The following is a 17,147-nucleotide window of genomic DNA, read 5'->3' as shown; positions in this document are numbered from 1 at the left end:
CCCACCACTGATAACCTCCGACGTGGTCGGCGCCCCCGCCTGACCCACCCCTGAGCCTCCGGAGGACGACCGACCGTGGCAGATGCCGACCAGACCGCCGGGCCCGAGGGCGTCGCCGACGAGCGTTCCCTGGTGTTCGTGCTGGGCCCCGGCCGCAGCGGCACCAGCACGATGGCCGGTGCCCTGTCCTACAGCGGCTACCGCGTCCCCGAGGCCATCAAGGGCAACGAGACCAACCCGTCGGGCTTCTTCGAGCCGCGGTGGGCGGTCAACTTCCACCGGCGGCTGCTGCGCGCGACCGGGGTCCGCACCCTGGACACGAACCCGGACGTCCTCGAGCGCCTCCAGGACGTCCTGACCGACGCGAAGATCCGCGACGAGCTGCACGACTGGCTGGCCCCGCGCATCGAGAAGCACGGCCGGGTCGTCATCAAGGACCCGCGGATGGTGTGGTTCCGCGACCTGTGGGTGCACGCGGCCGAGCGCAGCGGCGTCGACCCCCGCTTCGTGATCATGCTCCGGCACCCCTCCGAGGTGTCGTCGAGCCGCAGCAACTACTACAACTCGCGCGAGGTGCCGGCCGTGGCCGGCTGGATCAACGTCGCGCTGATGACCGAGCGCCTCACGGCCGGCTCGCCGCGCGCGCTCGTCCACTACCCGGACCTCACGGCCGACTGGCGCAGCCAGCTGGGCCGGCTCCGCGACGACCTCGACCTGCGCCTCACGCCGCCGCCCGAGGAGCGACCGCACCCGGTCGACGACTTCATCGACCCGAGCCTGCGCCGGATGAAGCCGGGCTGGGAGGACTCCGAGGTCCCCGTCCTCCTGCGCGACCTCGGCGACCGCACCTTCGACGCCCTGCGCACGCTGGCCGTCGAGGGCGACTCCGACGCCATCGCCGCGGACCTCGAGCAGCTCCGCGCCGAGTACGCCACCGCGCACTCCGACGCGCTCGCCATGGTCCGCTCCACGATGTTCCGCTTCGGCGACGAGCGGGCGGCCAAGGCGCGGCGCAAGGCCCGGGCGAAGGCCAAGGCCGAGGCGACCAAGGTCGCCCGCGCCACGCGCGCCGAGCGGGCCGCCGCCGTACCACCCCCGTCGCTGGCGCGACGCGTCGCGCGGCGCGTCCGCAGCCGCGTGCAGCGGGACCGCTGATGGGCGTCCTCGTCCTCATCACCGGCACCGGCCGAAGCGGCACCAGCACGATGTCGGGGACGTTCCACCACCTCGGGCTGCACGTCCCCGGTCCCTACCTCGGGGCCAACGAGTCCAACCCCAAGGGCTTCTTCGAGTCCAAGTGGGCGGTTGCCTTCCACAAGGAGATCGTCAAGGCCGCCCGCATCCACGACTTCGACAGCCGGCCGGCCGCGTTCGAGCGGGCCCAGGAGGCGTGGTCGCCGCAGCGGCGCGCCCGGCTGGCGTCGTTCCTGACCGAGCAGGCCGCCCAGGGCGACCAGGTCGTCGTCAAGGACCCGCGCTCGGTCTGGGCCCAGGGCCTGTGGCGCGACGCCGCGGCCGAGGCGGGGCTGGAGATCCGCTACGTCTCGATGCTGCGGCACCCGGCCGAGGTCATCGGCAGCCGTGCGACCTACTACGCCAGCTCCGGCGACGAGGAGAAGCGGCGCCGCTACGAGACCTTCAACGTCGCCCGCTGGATCAACAGCTCGGTGCTCAGCGAGCGCGAGACCCGGGGCAGCGCCCGGGCCTTCGTCCGCTACACCGACCTGCTCACCGACTGGCGCCCCGTCCTCACGACCCTCGGCGCGGACCTCGGGCTGCGCTTCGACCCGGACCCCGCGGCCGGCGGCCCCAGTCCGGTCGACGACTTCATCGACCCCGACCTGCGCCGGCACCAGGTCACCTGGGACGAGCTGCAGATCCCGGCGGAGCTGCAGGACGTCGCGCAGCGGATCTGGGACGCGCTCGAGATCCTCGCGGACGCCCACGGCGAGGACGCGGCGGCCTCGGCCGAGGTGACCGCGCAGGGCGAGCGCTACGCCCGGCTCTTCGAGGACGCCGCGGCGATCAGCCACGACGCGATGGAGGAGGCGCGCGACGAGGCGCGCCGGGCCGGCGAGGAGTCCGCCCGCAGTGCGCCGGCGAGCGCCCCGGCGACCCCCGCCGGGCGGGGCCGGACCCCCGACGACCTCGGTGGCCGGGAGCTGCTGCGCCTGCTGGGCGGCCGGGTCCGCACCCGCGTCACGCGGCCCCGCGGCTGATCCCGTCGTCCCCGGTGGGCGGGTGATCGGGGCACGAGGCCTCGGCTAGCATCGCCCGCATGAGAGTGTCGGACGAGCACCAGGTCCTCTTCGTCCACATCCCCAAGAACGCCGGCTCCACCGTCGACGCGATCTTCGACGACGAGGTCCCGGACAGCCGTCGCGTGGGCAACCGGGCCCGGCACGTCCGCTACAAGGGACTGGTGCGGACCGAGCCCGGGCTCGTGGACTACTGGTCGTTCTCGTTCGTCCGGAACCCCTGGGCCCGGATGGTGTCGTGGTACGTCATGATGGCCAAGATCTTCGAGCAGTACGACGCGGGCCGCCCCTACTCGGTCGGCAAGGTCGACAAGTTCCCGCACGTGTGGGAGCCGGTCCGACCGTTCGTCGGAGACTTCGAGACCTTCGTGACGGGCGCCCCCGACGCGATCCGCCGCTTCGGCCGCCCCCAGTACGACTGGCTGGTCCTCGAGGACGGCCGCGAGGTCGACTTCGTGGGCCGGGTGGAGAACTTCGCGCACGACATCGACGTGGTCCGGAAGCGGCTCGGGCTGCCGCCCGCGGAGGTGGTGCCGCGCAACCGGTCGTCGCACGCCCACTACAGCGAGTACTACACCGACCACACGCGCGAGCGGGTGGCCGACCTGTTCGCCGTCGACATCGAGACCTGGGGCTACACCTTCGACCGGCCCGACTGAGCCGGCGCCTACTGCCCGTCGAGGACGGCCAGCGGGTCGTCCTTGCGCACGTCGTAGATGTGGCCGGTCTGCGGCGAGAGCAGGACGTCGAGCGAGGTCTGCGCGACCACCTCGGACTCCAGCAGGCTGCCGGGGGGCTCCTGGCCGAAGGCCTTGGTGCGCATCGGGGTGCCGGTGCGCTCGGGGTTGATGCAGTTGACCCGGACCCGGTCGCCGGCCCACTCGTCGGCGAGCGCCTGCGTGAGGTTGACCGTCGCGGCCTTCGCGGACGAGTAGAGGCTGTAGCCGCTGCGGCCGCGGGTGTAGGAGCTCGAGGTGAAGAGCAGCATCGAGCCCGACATCTCCTTGAGGTGCGGGAAGAACACCTGGGCGATGAAGACCGGCGCGAGGTAGTTGATCTCGGTGGCCGAGTAGATCGTCTCCTCGCTGGTCTCGAGCAGCTCGCCGCGGGGGAGCACCCCGGCGGTGTTGACGACGAAGTCGATGCGGCCGGCCTTCTCCATGACCTGCTTCGCGGCGGCCATCACGTCGGTGCGGCGCTCGACGTGGGTGTTCGTGCTCGAGCGGCTGAACGTGTGCACGTCCGCACCCAGCCGGGTGGCCAGCTCCGCGATGTCGGCGCCGATGCCGTAGCTGCCGCCGAAGACCACCATGGTCTTCCCGGCCAGCGCCGCGTGGTACTCCTCGTCGGTGCCGGGGGCGGGCAGGTCGTTGCTCGTGAGCTGGAAGAGCTTGTCGGCCAGGTAGACGTCGATCGGCTCGGTGACCTTCATGTTCCGCTCGTCGCCGTGCACCACGACGATCGGCTCCTCGGGGCTGTAGCGCAGCACCACGGTGCAGTCGTCGGTGGCGACGAAGTTCGGGTCCTGGCCGGCCTTGACGTACGCCGCCTTGATCACCGACGAGCGGAACGCCTGCGGGGTCTGGCCGCGGCGCAGGGCGGCGCGGGGCGGGATCTCGCGGATCGTGTTGTCGTCGCGGACCTCGATGATCGTGTCTGCGGACGGGATGGCGACGTCGACGGCCGGGTAGGACTCGAGGGCCTGGAAGCACTCCTCGATGATCCGGGGCGCGAGCAGGGGGCGCACGGCGTCGTGGAAGAGGACGTGGCACTCGTCGTCCCCGAGCGCGTCGAGCGCGCGCAGGGTGGTCTCGTTGCGGCTCTCGCCGCCCTCGAGGATCCGCGTCACCTTCGCGTAGTCGCCGTTCTTCACGATCGCGCGGACGGCATCGAGGTGCCCGGGCGCCATCATGATCAGCACCTCGTCGACCATCGGGTGGTCGTGCAGCGCGATGAGCGAGTGCTCGAGGATGGTCTTCCCGGCGACCTTGATCAGCTGCTTGGGGATGGCCAGCCCGATCCGGGCGCCGACACCACCCGCCAGCAGCACCGCGACGTTCCTGACCGGGGAGGTGCTCGATTCCATGAGCGGCATCCTCTCAGACCCCCCGCCGCGCCGGTGTCGCAGGAGCGCGGCGTCCTGTGGGTAGTCTGACGCGCGTGAACGACCATGCCGGATCGCTGCTGCCCGAGGGGGCGCGCCTGGTCCACATCGGGCCGCACAAGACCGGCAGCACCGCCATCCAGATGGCGTTCTTCCACGCGCCCGAGGGCCTCCTCGAGGAGCACGGGGTCCGCTACGCCACGGGGGTGCGGCACCGCCCCGACAAGGCCGGCTGGGCGCTCGGGCTCGACGGCCACCCGGCCGGTGCGGCGAAGCCGCCGGCGATGCGCTGGGATCAGCTCGTCGAGAAGGTCACGACCGCGGGCCGCCGTCGCGTCTGCGTGAGCAACGAGGACTTCGGGCGGGCGTTCCCCCAGCAGGTCGAACGGATCGTGTCCGACTTCGGCCGCGACCAGGTGCACGTCATCTCGGTGGCGCGACGACTCGACCGCTACCTGCCCTCGCAGTGGCAGGAGCGGGTCAAGGCCGGCGAGCGCCGGACGTTCGAGGAGTGGCTGCGCCTGGTCCTGGCCCCGGAGAAGACCGGGTGGGAGTGGCGCAACGTGTGGTTCGGGCACGACATCGGCTCGCTGGTCGGCCGCTGGACGGCCGAGGTCCCGCCCGAGCGCTACACGCTGGTGCTGAGCGACGAGACGGACCGCGAGCTGATCCCCAACACCTTCGAGGACATGCTCGGGCTGCCGCGGCACACGCTGAAGCCCGACCCGGCCCGGTCCAACCGCGGTCTCGCCTGGAGCGAGACCGAGCTGATCCGGCAGGTCAACATGTTGTTCGAGGAGCACGGCTGGGACCGCGCGGTGCGGCGCGAGTTCGTCCGGCACGGCGTGCTCACCGACATGGGCCGGCGCCCGACGCCCGAGGGCCCGAAGAACCCGCCGTTCCCGGCGTGGGCCGTGGACCGGCTCCACGAGCTCGGCGACAGGCGCGTCGAGCAGGCGCGCTCGCTCGGCGTGCGCGTGGTCGGCGACCCCGAGGCGATGCGGACCCCCGACGGGGTCCCGGTCGTCGACGGCCCCGCCGTCGCCCCGGGCGTCGACGCGGCCGTCGCGGCCGCAGCGCTCGCCAAGGTCGTCGACGTCGCCGTCCGGTCCCGGGCAGGGGCCGGGAAGAAGACCCAGGAGGGTTCGTCCGCGTGAAGCTCCGTCGCAAGGCGGCGCCCGCACCCGCCGCCGACCCTGTCACCGCGCCCGCGCCCGCGTCCGGAGCGGGAGCACCCGTCCCGGGCGTCGTCGAGGAGTTCACCCGCCGCCTGGTCAAGGGCTGGGTCTCGGTGCCGGCCGATGCGTCGCCCACCCGGGTCAGCCTGCACCTCGGAAGGCTCGAGGTGACCGCGACCTACGCCACCGACGACGGCGCCCTCGCCGGCTGGCGCCCCGCCGGCGCGCCGGCGCAGGACTCGCCCCCCAAGGGGCCTGCCGGCATCCGCCGGCCGGCCGACGGTCGCCGCAACAGCCGCCAGCAGGTGCGCACCTTCGCCTTCAAGATCCCCGGCATCTGGCGCTTCGTCGGCAAGGACACCCGGATCACCGTGCGCGTCGACGGCCGGCCGCTGCCGATCGCCGGCCACGGCATGTTCCTCACGCCCCCGAAGAACGGCGAGCACAACGTCCAGCAGCTCAGGGCGCTCTTCGCCGAGGGTCACGTGCTCAACCAGTTCGGCATGGTCTCGCTGTCCAAGAAGCTGGACGTCGCCTGGCAGGGCAAGGTGATGGACCTCTACACCCGGACCCGCGACGTGGTGCGCGACGAGTTCGGCCACGACGTCTTCTTCGTCTACGGCACCCTGCTCGGCGCGGTCCGCGAGGGCGGCTACATCGCGCACGACCCGGACTTCGACGCCGCCTTCGTCTCGCGGCACCGCACCGGCCCGGAGGCCGCGGCGGAGCTGGCCGAGGTCGCGCTGAAGCTCGTCGAGGCCGGGCTGGACGTGGAGTGCCGGGCGACGACCCTGCACCTCTTCGACCCGGACCTGCCCGGCCACCGCATCGACCTGTTCCACACCTACTTCGACGAGGACGGCCTGCTGCGCTTCCCCTTCGGCGTCGCCGGGTCGAGCCAGGTGCACGAGCGGGACTGGCACGGCTGCACCGAGATCGACTTCCCCGGTGGCCGCGGCCTGGTCCCCGTCAACGCCGAGCAGCTCGTCGAGCACCTGTACGGCGCGGACTGGCGCCGCCCCAAGCCGGGCTTCAACTGGAACTTCGACCGCACCGACTCCGCCCCCGAGGCCGTCGTGCCGGTCCCGCTGCGCACCAAGGTCTACTGGGCCAACTTCTACTCGCGGAACTCCTACAGCAGCGGCTCGACGTTCTTCGAGTTCGTGGAGGCCCGCGACGACACCCCGGCGACGGTCATCGACATCGGCTGCGGCGACGGCCGGGACGCCTGCGCCTTCGCCGCCGCCGGCCGCACCGTGCTCGGCCTGGACCAGTCGCCGGTCGGGATCGAGCACGCGACCGCCCGGGCCGCCCAGCTCGGCCTGGCCGACCGGGTCCGCTTCGAGGTCTGCGACGTCGCGGACGTCGACGACCTCGGCCGCGCCCTCGACCTCGCGGCCGACGGCGACCGCGGCCCGGTGATGTTCTACCTGCGGTTCTTCCTGCACGCGATCCCCGAGGAGGTGCAGGACCGGCTGCTGGCCGCGATCGACACCCACGCCCGCCCCGGCGACTGCTTCGCCGCGGAGTTCCGCACCGACCGCGACGAGACCACCAGCCACGTCCACACCAAGCACTTCCGGCGCTTCCAGAACGCCGCCGCCTTCAGCGCGACCCTCGCCGGCCTCGGATTCACGATCGTGCACGAGGAGGAGGGCACCGGGCTCTCGCCGTACCAGGGGGAGGACCCCGTCCTCTACCGCGTCGTCGCGCACCGCTGAGGCCCGCGCCGCGAGTCGCCCACGTCACACCGGGAGCCGTTCCCACGGCTGCGCGTGCGGCGTAGCCTCGGGAACGCAATCGATTAGTCCGGTACCCGTGCCGGCCCTCACCCGAGGGTGGTCGGCGGGACTGGAACGAAAGGTTCGACCCATGTCAGAACGCTTCCGTGTGGGCGTCGTCGGCGCAGGCCGCGTCGGTGCCGTCCTCGCCGCCGCCCTCGGTGCCGCGGGCCACCACGTCGTGGCCGCCGCCGGGGAGTCGGACGCCTCGCACCAGCGCATCGACGCGCTGCTGCCCGGCACCCCCAACGCGAAGCCCTCCGCGGTCGCGCGCTCGTGCGACCTGCTGCTGCTCACGGTCCCCGACGACATGCTCCCCAACGTCGTCGCGATGCTGGCCGCCAGCGGCGCCCTGCACGAGGGGCAGTACGTCGTGCACACCTCGGGCCGGCACGGCCTGGCCGTCCTCGAGCCCGCCCGCGCCGTCGGCGCGCGGACCATCGCGCTCCACCCGGCGATGACCTTCACCGGCACCGCCGTCGACCTCGGCCGCCTCGCCGGCTGCGTCTTCGGCCTCACGGCCGGCCCCGCCGAGCAGGCCGCGGCCGAGGACCTCGTCGCCGACCTGGGCGGGCGCCCGATGTGGGTCGCCGAGGAGATGCGCACGCTCTACCACGCCGGTCTGGCCCACGGCGCCAACCACCTCGTCACGCTGGTCACGGAGGCGATGGAGATGCTCGCCGCCGCCGGCGCCGACGACCCCGCCGGCACCCTGCGCCCCCTGCTGACGGCCGCGCTCGACAACGCGCTCGAGCACGGGGACGCCGCGCTGACCGGCCCGATCGTCCGCGGCGACGCGAACACCGTCCGCGACCACCTGGCGGAGATCCGCGCCAACGCGCCGCAGACCCTGACGTCGTACGTCGCCCTGGCGCGCGCGACGCTCGACCGCGCCGTCACCGACGGCCGGCTGCTGCCGATCCGCGCCGCGAAGATCCGCCTGCTGCTCGACCAGGCCTCGGCCCCGGCGGCCCGGCGCGGAGCCCGCCTGCGATGAGCGCCGCCGGTCCGGTCCTCGCGCACACGCGCGAGGAGCTCGCCACGCTGCTCTCCGAGGCCCGTCGCTCGGGCCTCCCGGTGGGGCTGGTCCCGACGATGGGCGCGCTCCACGAGGGCCACGCCAGCCTGGTGCGCGTCGCCCGCGACCGCGTCGGGGAGGGTCCCGTCGTGGTGTCGGTCTTCGTCAACCCCCTCCAGTTCGGCGCCGGCGAGGACCTCGACCGCTACCCGCGGACGCTGGACGACGACGTCGAGCTGTGCCGCCGGGAGGGCGTCGACATCGTCTTCGCGCCGAGCGTCGACGAGGTCTACCCCGGCGGGGAGCCGCAGGTCACCGTCGAGCCCGGCCCGCTGGCGCTGCTGCTCGAGGGACGGACCCGGCCCGGCCACTTCCGCGGGGTGCTCACCGTGGTCGCCAAGCTCTTCGGGCTGGTCCGCCCGGACGTCGCGGTCTTCGGGCAGAAGGACTACCAGCAGCTCACGCTGATCCGCCGGATGGCGCTCGACCTCAACCTCGCCGTCGAGGTCGTCGGCGCCGAGACGCAGCGGGAGCCGGACGGGCTGGCGCTGTCCAGCCGCAACCGCTACCTCGACGACGAGCAGCGGCACCAGGCCGTCGCCCTCAGCCTCGTCCTGCACGCCGCCCGCGACGCCGCGCAGTACGGCGTGGAGGTCGCCCTCGACGCCGCCCGGGCCGAGGTACGCAGCTCGATCGGGCTCGACCTCGACTACCTCGAGATCACCGACCCCGACCTGGGGCCGCTGCCGGCCGCCGTCCCCGACGGCACCGAGGGCCGGATCCTGGTCGCCGCCCGGATCGGCGGCACCCGCCTGATCGACAACATGCCCATCACCTTCGGCACCCCGCCGTCGGCGCGCAGCGCCGGCGACCCCCGCCCCGACCCCCTTCTCAGCCAGGGAGACCTCTGATGCTGCGCACCATGATGACCAGCAAGATCCACCGCGCCACCGTCACCCAGGCCGACCTGCACTACGTCGGGTCGGTGACCGTCGACGAGGACCTGCTCGACGCCGCCGACCTGCTGCCGGGCGAGCTCGTGCACATCGTCGACATCACCAACGGAGCGCGCCTCGAGACCTACACGATCGCGGGCGAGCGCGGCTCCGGGATCCTCGGGATCAACGGTGCGGCCGCCCGGCTGGTGCACCCCGGTGACCTGGTGATCCTCATCGCCTACGGCCAGATGGAGACCGCCGAGGCCCGCACCCACCAGCCGCACGTGGTGTTCGTCGACGCCGACAACAAGATCCTCGCGACCGGCTTCGACCCGGCCGAGACCTTCGACGGGGCTGGTCTCGTGCGCGGGGACCTCACCGCGGGGCGCTAGCCTCACCGAATGGTTGACGCACCCGTACGCCGGGTCCCTGGCCGCCTCGCGGCGCCCGCACCCGGCTGGACCACGACCTCCGACGTCGTGGTCATCGGCTCCGGCATCGCCGGCCTCACCGCCGCCCTGCGGCTGCGCGGGCAGGTCGACCGGATCCTGGTCGTGACCAAGGACGTCCTGGCCGCCGGCTCCACCCAGTGGGCGCAGGGCGGGATCGCCGCGGCCCTGGGGCCGGGGGACACCCCCGAGCAGCACGAGGTCGACACCCTGGTCGCCGGGGCCGGGGCCTGCGACCTCGACGCCGTCCGGGTGCTGGTCAACGAGGGCCCCGAGGCGGTCCGCGAGCTGATCGCCCTCGGCACCCGCTTCGACCACAGCCCCGACGGGGAGCTCTCGCTGACCCGCGAGGGCGGCCACCACCGCGACCGGATCGCGCACGCGGGCGGCGACGCGACTGGCGCCGAGATCCAGCGGGCCCTGATCGCCGCGATCCAGCGCGCCCCCGAGATCGAGGTCGTCGAGCACGCCCTCGCGGTCGACCTGCTCCTCGACGCCCCGCTCGACGAGGGCGGCGGCATCGCGGGCGTCACCCTCCACGTGATGGGTGAGGGACAGCGCGACGGCGTGGGCGCCGTGCACTGCCGGGCCGTCGTGCTCGCCAGCGGCGGGCTCGGCCAGGTCTTCTCCCAGACCACGAACCCGGTCGTCTCCACCGGCGACGGGATGGCCGTCGCCCTGCGGGCCGGTGCCGTGCTGCGGGACCTGGAGTTCGTGCAGTTCCACCCGACGGTGATGTACCTCGGCCCCGACTCCCGCGGCCAGCAGCCCCTGATCTCGGAGGCGGTGCGCGGCGAGGGCGCCTTCCTCGTCGACGGGCTCCCCGAGGAGGGCGGCACCCGCTTCATGCAGGGCGTGCACGAGCTCGCCGACCTCGCCCCCCGCGACGTGGTCGCGAAGGCCATCATGCGCCGGATGCTCGACACCGGCCGGCCGCACATGTGGCTGGACGCCCGCCACCTCGGGGCCCCTGCGAGCGAAGCGAGCGACCTCGGTGATCGAGTAGCGCGCGAAGCGCGCGTATCGAGATTCTGGGAGAAGCGCTTCCCGACCATCCTGGCCACGGCGCGCGCGCACGGCGTCGACCCGGTGACCCAGCTGATCCCGGTCGCCCCCGCCTGCCACTACGCCTCGGGCGGCGTGCGCACCGACCTGTGGGGCCGGTCCAACGTGCCCGGGCTCTACGCCACCGGCGAGGTGGCCTGCTCCGGCGTGCACGGGGCGAACCGGCTCGCCTCCAACTCGCTGCTCGAGGGGCTGGTCTTCTCGCGCCGGATCGCCGAGGTGCTGCCGGGCGAGCTCCGCCCGGCCGTCGCGCCCGGCGCCGACCACCGTACCGAGGGCCTCGTGGCCGGCGCGGTCCGCGGGGAGCTGCAGGAGACGATGACGTCCCGGGTGGGCGTGCTGCGCAACGCGGAGGGCCTCGACCAGGCGGCCGGGCTGCTCGACGGGCTGGCCGGCACGGCCGCCACGACGGTCGACCAGGACGCCTGGGAGACCACGAACCTGCTCACGATCGCCGCGGCGCTCACCGACGCCGCGCTGCTGCGCGAGGAGACCCGCGGCTCGCACTGGCGCGACGACTTCCCCGACCGGGACGACGCCCACTGGGCCGGACACTTCGACGTCGTGATGGACGACGGCGCCACCACGCTCCGCTTCACCGCCGAGCCCGCCACCGATGGAGACCTCGCATGAGCCGGACCCACGGCATCGACCGCACGGCGTACGCCGACCTGTCCCGCGACCTGGTCGACGAGCTGGCGGCGGCGGGGCTCGACCCGCTCGCGGTCTACGAGCACGTCGTGCTCGCCTTCGACGAGGACCTGCCCGACGGCGGCAGCGACGTGACCAGCGAGGCGATGCCCGCGATGGGTCGCGCCGTCGCCGACGTCGCCGCCCGCGAGGAGGGCGTCGTCGCCGGGCTGGCCGTCGCCGAGCTGGCCTTCCGCTACGCCCTCGGCGACGACGTCGTGATCCGCACCCGGGTGCCGGACGGGACGCACGTCCGCCCCGGTGACGTCGTGATGACCGTCGAGGGGCCGGTCGCCGGGGTGCTGACCGCCGAGCGGACCGCGCTGAACTTCTCCTCCCACCTGTCCGGGGTCGCCACCGCCACCGCGGCGTGGGTCCGCGCGCTCGAGGGCACCCGCGCCCGCGTCCTCGACACCCGCAAGACGCTGCCGGGCTGGCGCGGGCTGCAGAAGTACGCCGTGCGCTGCGGCGGCGGCGTCAACCACCGCTTCAGCCTGAGCGACCGCGCGATGGTCAAGGACAACCACGTCGTCGCCGCGGGCGGCGTCGTGGCGGCGTACGACGCCGTGCGCGCCGCGCAGCCCGGCCTGCGCGTGGAGGTCGAGGTGACCGACCTCGACCAGCTCCGCGCGCTGCTCGAGGCCGGCTGCGAGGAGATCCTGCTCGACAACATGTCCACGGCGACGATGGCCGAGGCGGTCGCGATCACCGCAGGCCGCGCCACCCTGGAGGCCTCGGGCGGGCTCACGCTCGAGCGCGCCCGCGAGGTGGCCGCCACCGGGGTCGACTTCATCTCCGTCGGGGCGCTGACGCACTCGGTGAGCGTCTTCGACCTCGGCCTGGACTTCCGGGAGGGCTGAGCCGTGCCGCTCCTCGCCGCCGACATCGGCAACAGCCACACCGTCCTCGGGCTGCTCGAGGGTGGCGAGGTGCTGGCGCACTGGCGGATCTCGACCGACGCGCGCCGCACCGCGGACGAGTGGGCGGTGCTGCTGCGGGGGCTGCTGGGGGAGCGGACCGGGTCGGTCAGCGGCATCGCGGTCTGCTCGACGGTGCCCTCGGTGCTGCACGAGTGGCGCGAGATGCTGGACGGCCACTTCGCGACGGTGCCGCACGTCGTGGTCGAGCCCGGGGTGCGCACCGGTGTGCCGATCCTGATGGACAACCCCCGCGAGGTCGGCTCGGACCGGATCATCAACGCGCTCGCGGCGGTCCACGCCTACGGCGGCCCGGCGATCGTCGTCGACTTCGGGGGCACCGCCACGACGTTCGACGTGGTCAGCCCGCAGGGGCAGTACGTCGGGGGCGCGATCGCGCCGGGGATCGAGATCTCCCTCGAGGCGCTGGGCCGGCGTGGCGCCCAGCTGCGGCGCGTGGAGCTGCTCCGGCCGCGCTCGGTGATCGCCAAGAACACCGTCGAGGCGCTGCAGTCGGGAATGGTGTTCGGGGTCGCCAGCCAGGTCGAGGGAATTGTCTCCCGGATGATCGACGAGCTCGGTGTCGCGCCCGAGGACGTGCACGTGATCTCGACCGGTTATCTGGCCGACCTCGTCGTCGCCGAATGCCGGTGCTTCACCGAGCATTCCCCGTGGCTCACCCTGCGGGGCCTCGAGCTCGTGTTTGCGCGCAACTCCTGACGGACATCATCCGCAGGAGAATCCACATTTCCCGGAGGAATCCCATGCGCCTGCACCGGACCCTGGCCGCCCTCGCGACGACCGCCTCGCTCGGCGTCGTCCTGGGCGGGTGCTCGGGGATCCAGGAGTCCCTCGCGTGCCCGGGCGAGGACTGCCCGGCCAGCCTGCAGGCGGTGGCCGACGGCGCCGCGGACGTGGACGGCGTGACCGCGGTGGACCGGACCTGGCGCTTCTCCAACATCGACAAGGGCTCGAGCGGCGGCGTCGACGTCCGGGCCTCGGTGACGACCGAGGCCGAGGCGAAGCCCCTGGCCCGCGCGATCGCGGACCTGTACGCCGCCAGCAAGGTGGAGACCGTCGACGGCATCACCGTCCACGTGGTCCCCGACCCGGAGCTGTCCCGGCCCGCCGAGGGCGGCGGGGTCACCTCGAAGGGGTTCTCCGAGGGCACCGACGTCGCGTGCGCGCCCGCCGCCTGCGCCGACGAGGTGGCGGCCTTCGAGAGCGCCTTCGCCGACGCCCCGCTCGCCGGGGAGGCCACCCTGGACGACGCGGGCTGGGCGCCGGGGGCCGTCAGCCCCGAGACCACGCTGGAGCTGAGCGTCGAGGGACAGGTCTGGGACGCCGAGGAGGTCGACGCCTTTCGCGACGAGGTATTCGCCCTGGCCGAGAAGAGCGGCCTTTTCGATATCGGCAACGTGCGCACGGTGATCCACTACGACGAGCAGGTCGACTTCCGCTTCACTTTCGACGGCGCGGGAAAGCCGTCGGTTTAGCGACGCGTATTCTTTGTCTTTTCGGGGCGGCGTGCCATGATCAATTCGATATCCACACGTTCATTTCCCTGAATGAGGTTTGACCATGGCTCAAAAGGTTCACATCGTCCTCGTCGACGACCTCGACGGCAGCGAGGCCACGGAGTCCGTCTCCTTCGGGCTCGACGGCACGTCGTACGAGATCGACCTCAACGACGAGAACGCCGCCGCCCTGCGCGACGCGCTCGCCGGCTACGTCGGCCACGCCCGCAAGGTCGGTGGGGCGAAGGGTCGCGCCAAGCGGTCCAGCGCCCCCGCGGCCGGTGGCGCCTCCGCCAAGGAGATCCGCGACTGGGCCCGCTCGAACGGCTACGACGTGCCCGACCGCGGCCGCGTCTCCGCCGACGTCCGTCAGGCCTTCGACTCCGCGCACTGACCGCCGACGCGTCGCTCCGCGACGCTTCGGCACGTCGACCCGTCGCCAGTCCGCACCCCCGAGGCGGACGAACGGCGGGTCGACGCACGTCCGGGTCCGGCCGCTCCCGTGCGGTCTTGTTCGCTGAGAGCGGAGCGCCGTGGGTGCGTGTGCGGGAACGCGTAGGCTGTCAGCGGGGTTGGTACCACTGTCCCGCTCCGCCGACCCAGGCGGTGCGGCCCCGAAGTTTTCAGGAGCGATGCGCATGTTCGAGCGGTTCACAGACCGAGCCCGACGAGTTGTCGTGCTGGCCCAGGAAGAGGCCCGCATGCTCTCCCACAACTACATCGGCACCGAGCACATCCTGCTCGGCCTGATCCACGAGGGCGAGGGAGTCGCCGCGAAGGCGCTGGAGTCCCTCGACATCTCGCTGGAGGCCGTGCGAGCCCAGGTCGAGGAGATCATCGGCCAGGGCCAGCAGGCCCCGAGCGGGCACATCCCGTTCACCCCCCGGGCCAAGAAGGTCCTCGAGCTGTCCCTGCGCGAGGCGCTGCAGCTCGGGCACTCCTACATCGGGACCGAGCACATCCTGCTCGGCCTGATCCGGGAGGGCGAGGGCGTGGCCGCCCAGGTGCTGCAGAAGCTCGGCGCCGACCTCAACCGCGTCCGCCAGCAGGTCATCCAGCTGCTCTCGGGCTTCCAGGGCAAGGAGTCGGCCGCGTCCGGTGCCGCCGCGAGCGGCTCGGCCAGCGACGCCCCGTCGTCCTCCCTGGTGCTCGACCAGTTCGGTCGCAACCTGACCCAGGACGCCCGCGAGGGCAAGCTCGACCCGGTCATCGGGCGCGAGCAGGAGATCGAGCGGGTCATGCAGATCCTCTCGCGCCGTACGAAGAACAACCCCGTCCTCATCGGCGAGCCCGGCGTCGGCAAGACGACGATCGTCGAGGGCCTGGCCCAGGACATCGTCAAGGGCAACGTCCCCGAGACGCTCAAGGACAAGCAGATCTACACGCTCGACCTGGGCGCCCTGGTGGCCGGCTCGCGCTACCGCGGTGACTTCGAGGAGCGCCTGAAGAAGGTGCTCAAGGAGATCCGCACCCGCGGCGACATCGTGCTGTTCATCGACGAGATCCACACCCTCGTCGGCGCCGGTGCGGCCGAGGGCGCGATCGACGCCGCCAGCATCCTCAAGCCGATGCTGGCCCGTGGCGAGCTGCAGACGATCGGGGCCACGACCCTCGACGAGTACCGCAAGTACCTCGAGAAGGACGCGGCGCTCGAGCGTCGCTTCCAGCCGATCCAGGTCCCCGAGCCGTCGATCGCGCACACGATCGAGATGCTCAAGGGGCTGCGCGACCGCTACGAGGCGCACCACCGCGTCACGATCACCGACGAGGCCCTGGTCTCGGCGGCGACGCTCGCCGACCGCTACATCTCCGACCGGTTCCTGCCGGACAAGGCCATCGACCTGATCGACGAGGCCGGCTCCCGGCTGCGGATCCGCCGGATGACGGCGCCCGCGGACCTGCGCGAGTACGACGACAAGATCGGCGACGTGCGCCAGCGCAAGGAGGCCGCGATCGACGGCCAGGACTTCGAGGCCGCCGCCCGCCTGCGCGACGAGGAGAAGCAGCTCATCGCGAAGAAGGCCGACCGCGAGAAGCAGTGGCGCGCCGGCGACATGGACGAGGTCGCCGAGGTCGACGAGGAGCTCATCGCCGAGGTCCTCGCCGTCGCGACCGGCATCCCGATCGTGAAGCTCTCCGAGGAGGAGTCCACGCGGCTGCTCAACATGGAGGAGGAGCTGCACAAGCGCGTCATCGGGCAGGAGGAGGCCGTCAAGGCGATCTCCCGCGCCATCCGGCGCACGCGTGCCGGCATGAAGGACCCGAAGCGCCCCGGCGGCTCGTTCATCTTCGCCGGGCCCTCGGGCGTCGGCAAGACCTGGCTGTCCAAGACGCTGGCGGAGTTCCTCTTCGGCGACGAGGACGCGCTCATCCAGCTCGACATGTCGGAGTTCGGCGAGAAGCACACCGTCTCGCGGCTCTTCGGCTCGCCTCCCGGCTACGTCGGCTACGAGGAGGGCGGCCAGCTCACCGAGAAGGTCCGCCGCAAGCCGTTCTCGGTCGTGCTCTTCGACGAGGTCGAGAAGGCCCACCCGGACATCTTCAACAGCCTGCTTCAGATCCTCGAGGAAGGTCGCCTGACCGACTCGCAGGGCCGGGTCGTCGACTTCAAGAACACCGTCATCATCATGACGACCAACCTCGGCACCCGGGACATCTCCAAGGGCGTCAACCTCGGCTTCCAGCAGGGTGGCGGCGAGGGCGCCTACGAGAAGATGAAGAACAAGGTCTCCGAGGAGCTCAAGCAGCACTTCAAGCCCGAGTTCCTCAACCGTGTCGACGAGATCATCGTCTTCCCGGCGCTGACCCAGGACCAGATCGTCCACATGGTCGACAATATGATCGCCGGCGTCGAGCTGCGGCTCCGCGACCGCGACATGGCGCTCGAGCTCACGCAGCCGGCCAAGCAGCTGCTGGCCGAGCGGGGCTTCGACCCGGTGCTGGGGGCACGGCCGCTGCGCCGCACCATCCAGCGCGAGATCGAGGACGTCCTCTCCGAGAAGATGCTCTACGGCGAGGTCGGCCCCGGCCAGATCGTCCTGGTCGGCGTCGAGGGCGAGGGCCCGTCGGCGAAGTTCACCTTCTCGGGCCAGAAGGTCGGCGTCCTGCCCGACCTGCCGCCGTTCGAGACCGCCGAGGTGATCGCCTCCGGCGAGGCCACGCCCGAGGGGCCGGACGACTCCGAGGGACCGATCGACGTCCCGAAGGCCGACTGACCCGCACGACCCACCGA

Annotated in this window: 15 protein-coding genes; 14 read left to right on the top strand and 1 reads right to left on the bottom strand. The window is 72.5% G+C overall.

The window, feature by feature from the left end; genetic code table 11:
- Window positions 1-75: 75 nt before the first annotated feature.
- The 3 genes from H5V45_RS08905 to H5V45_RS08895 are packed head-to-tail and all read left to right on the top strand — an operon-like array spanning window position 76 to window position 2,917.
- A complete protein-coding gene (locus tag H5V45_RS08905; RefSeq protein ID WP_185252600.1) occupies window positions 76-1,155 on the top strand; it encodes a sulfotransferase in 1,080 nt (359 codons plus the stop codon).
- The gene (locus H5V45_RS08900; RefSeq protein ID WP_185252599.1) at window positions 1,155-2,219 is read left to right on the top strand and encodes a sulfotransferase family protein; all 1,065 of its coding nucleotides are present in this window, start codon (window positions 1,155-1,157) and stop codon (window positions 2,217-2,219) included. Before H5V45_RS08905 ends, H5V45_RS08900 begins: the two co-directional genes overlap by 1 nt.
- 59 nt (window positions 2,220-2,278) lie before the next feature.
- Window positions 2,279-2,917, top strand: a complete 639-nt coding sequence (locus H5V45_RS08895) for a sulfotransferase family 2 domain-containing protein (protein ID WP_185252598.1) — start codon at window positions 2,279-2,281, stop codon at window positions 2,915-2,917.
- 8 nt (window positions 2,918-2,925) lie between these two features.
- Here H5V45_RS08895 and H5V45_RS08890 read toward each other — a convergent pair whose 3' ends face one another.
- Complete coding sequence (locus H5V45_RS08890) at window positions 2,926-4,344, bottom strand: bifunctional cytidylyltransferase/SDR family oxidoreductase (RefSeq protein WP_185252597.1); 1,419 nt, start codon at window positions 4,342-4,344, stop codon at window positions 2,926-2,928.
- A gap of 74 nt (window positions 4,345-4,418) precedes the next feature.
- Here H5V45_RS08890 and H5V45_RS08885 point away from each other — a divergent pair, with 74 nt between their 5' ends.
- The 11 genes from H5V45_RS08885 (at window position 4,419) to H5V45_RS08835 (ending at window position 17,130) form a co-directional block, all read left to right on the top strand.
- On the top strand, window positions 4,419-5,519 hold the full coding sequence (locus H5V45_RS08885) for a hypothetical protein (RefSeq protein WP_185252596.1): 1,101 nt from the start codon (window positions 4,419-4,421) through the stop codon (window positions 5,517-5,519).
- A complete protein-coding gene (locus tag H5V45_RS08880; RefSeq protein ID WP_185252595.1) occupies window positions 5,516-7,261 on the top strand; it encodes a methyltransferase domain-containing protein in 1,746 nt (581 codons plus the stop codon). The genes H5V45_RS08885 and H5V45_RS08880 overlap by 4 nt, the downstream gene beginning before the upstream one ends.
- A gap of 151 nt (window positions 7,262-7,412) precedes the next feature.
- On the top strand, window positions 7,413-8,318 hold the full coding sequence (locus tag H5V45_RS08875; RefSeq protein WP_185252594.1) for a Rossmann-like and DUF2520 domain-containing protein: 906 nt from the start codon (window positions 7,413-7,415) through the stop codon (window positions 8,316-8,318).
- Window positions 8,315-9,250 (top strand): pantoate--beta-alanine ligase, encoded by a 936-nt coding sequence (gene panC, locus H5V45_RS08870; protein ID WP_185252593.1) that lies wholly within the window; start codon window positions 8,315-8,317, stop codon window positions 9,248-9,250. Before H5V45_RS08875 ends, panC begins: the two co-directional genes overlap by 4 nt.
- A complete protein-coding gene (panD, locus tag H5V45_RS08865; RefSeq protein WP_185252592.1) occupies window positions 9,250-9,669 on the top strand; it encodes an aspartate 1-decarboxylase in 420 nt (139 codons plus the stop codon). Before panC ends, panD begins: the two co-directional genes overlap by 1 nt.
- A 9-nt stretch (window positions 9,670-9,678) precedes the next feature.
- A complete protein-coding gene (locus H5V45_RS08860) occupies window positions 9,679-11,424 on the top strand; it encodes an L-aspartate oxidase (RefSeq protein WP_185252591.1) in 1,746 nt (581 codons plus the stop codon).
- Window positions 11,421-12,341, top strand: a complete 921-nt coding sequence (nadC, locus tag H5V45_RS08855; protein ID WP_185252590.1) for a carboxylating nicotinate-nucleotide diphosphorylase — start codon at window positions 11,421-11,423, stop codon at window positions 12,339-12,341. The genes H5V45_RS08860 and nadC overlap by 4 nt, the downstream gene beginning before the upstream one ends.
- 3 nt (window positions 12,342-12,344) lie before the next feature.
- The gene (locus tag H5V45_RS08850; protein WP_185252589.1) at window positions 12,345-13,118 is read left to right on the top strand and encodes a type III pantothenate kinase; all 774 of its coding nucleotides are present in this window, start codon (window positions 12,345-12,347) and stop codon (window positions 13,116-13,118) included.
- A 44-nt stretch (window positions 13,119-13,162) separates the two neighbouring features.
- A complete protein-coding gene (locus H5V45_RS08845; protein WP_185252588.1) occupies window positions 13,163-13,894 on the top strand; it encodes a hypothetical protein in 732 nt (243 codons plus the stop codon).
- 85 nt (window positions 13,895-13,979) lie between these two features.
- Window positions 13,980-14,309 carry a histone-like nucleoid-structuring protein Lsr2 gene (locus H5V45_RS08840; protein WP_185252587.1) on the top strand — a complete coding sequence of 110 codons (330 nt, stop codon included), beginning with the start codon at window positions 13,980-13,982 and terminating at the stop codon, window positions 14,307-14,309.
- A gap of 244 nt (window positions 14,310-14,553) precedes the next feature.
- Window positions 14,554-17,130: an ATP-dependent Clp protease ATP-binding subunit gene (locus tag H5V45_RS08835; RefSeq protein WP_185252586.1), complete on the top strand. Its 2,577-nt coding sequence runs from the start codon at window positions 14,554-14,556 to the stop codon at window positions 17,128-17,130.
- Window positions 17,131-17,147 lie beyond the last annotated feature (17 nt).

Source organism: Nocardioides luti (assembly GCF_014212315.1).
Lineage (GTDB): Bacteria > Actinomycetota > Actinomycetes > Propionibacteriales > Nocardioidaceae > Nocardioides > Nocardioides luti.
The sequence above is the reverse complement of the archived record's forward strand: the minus strand, read 5'-3'. Positions and strand labels throughout refer to the sequence as shown.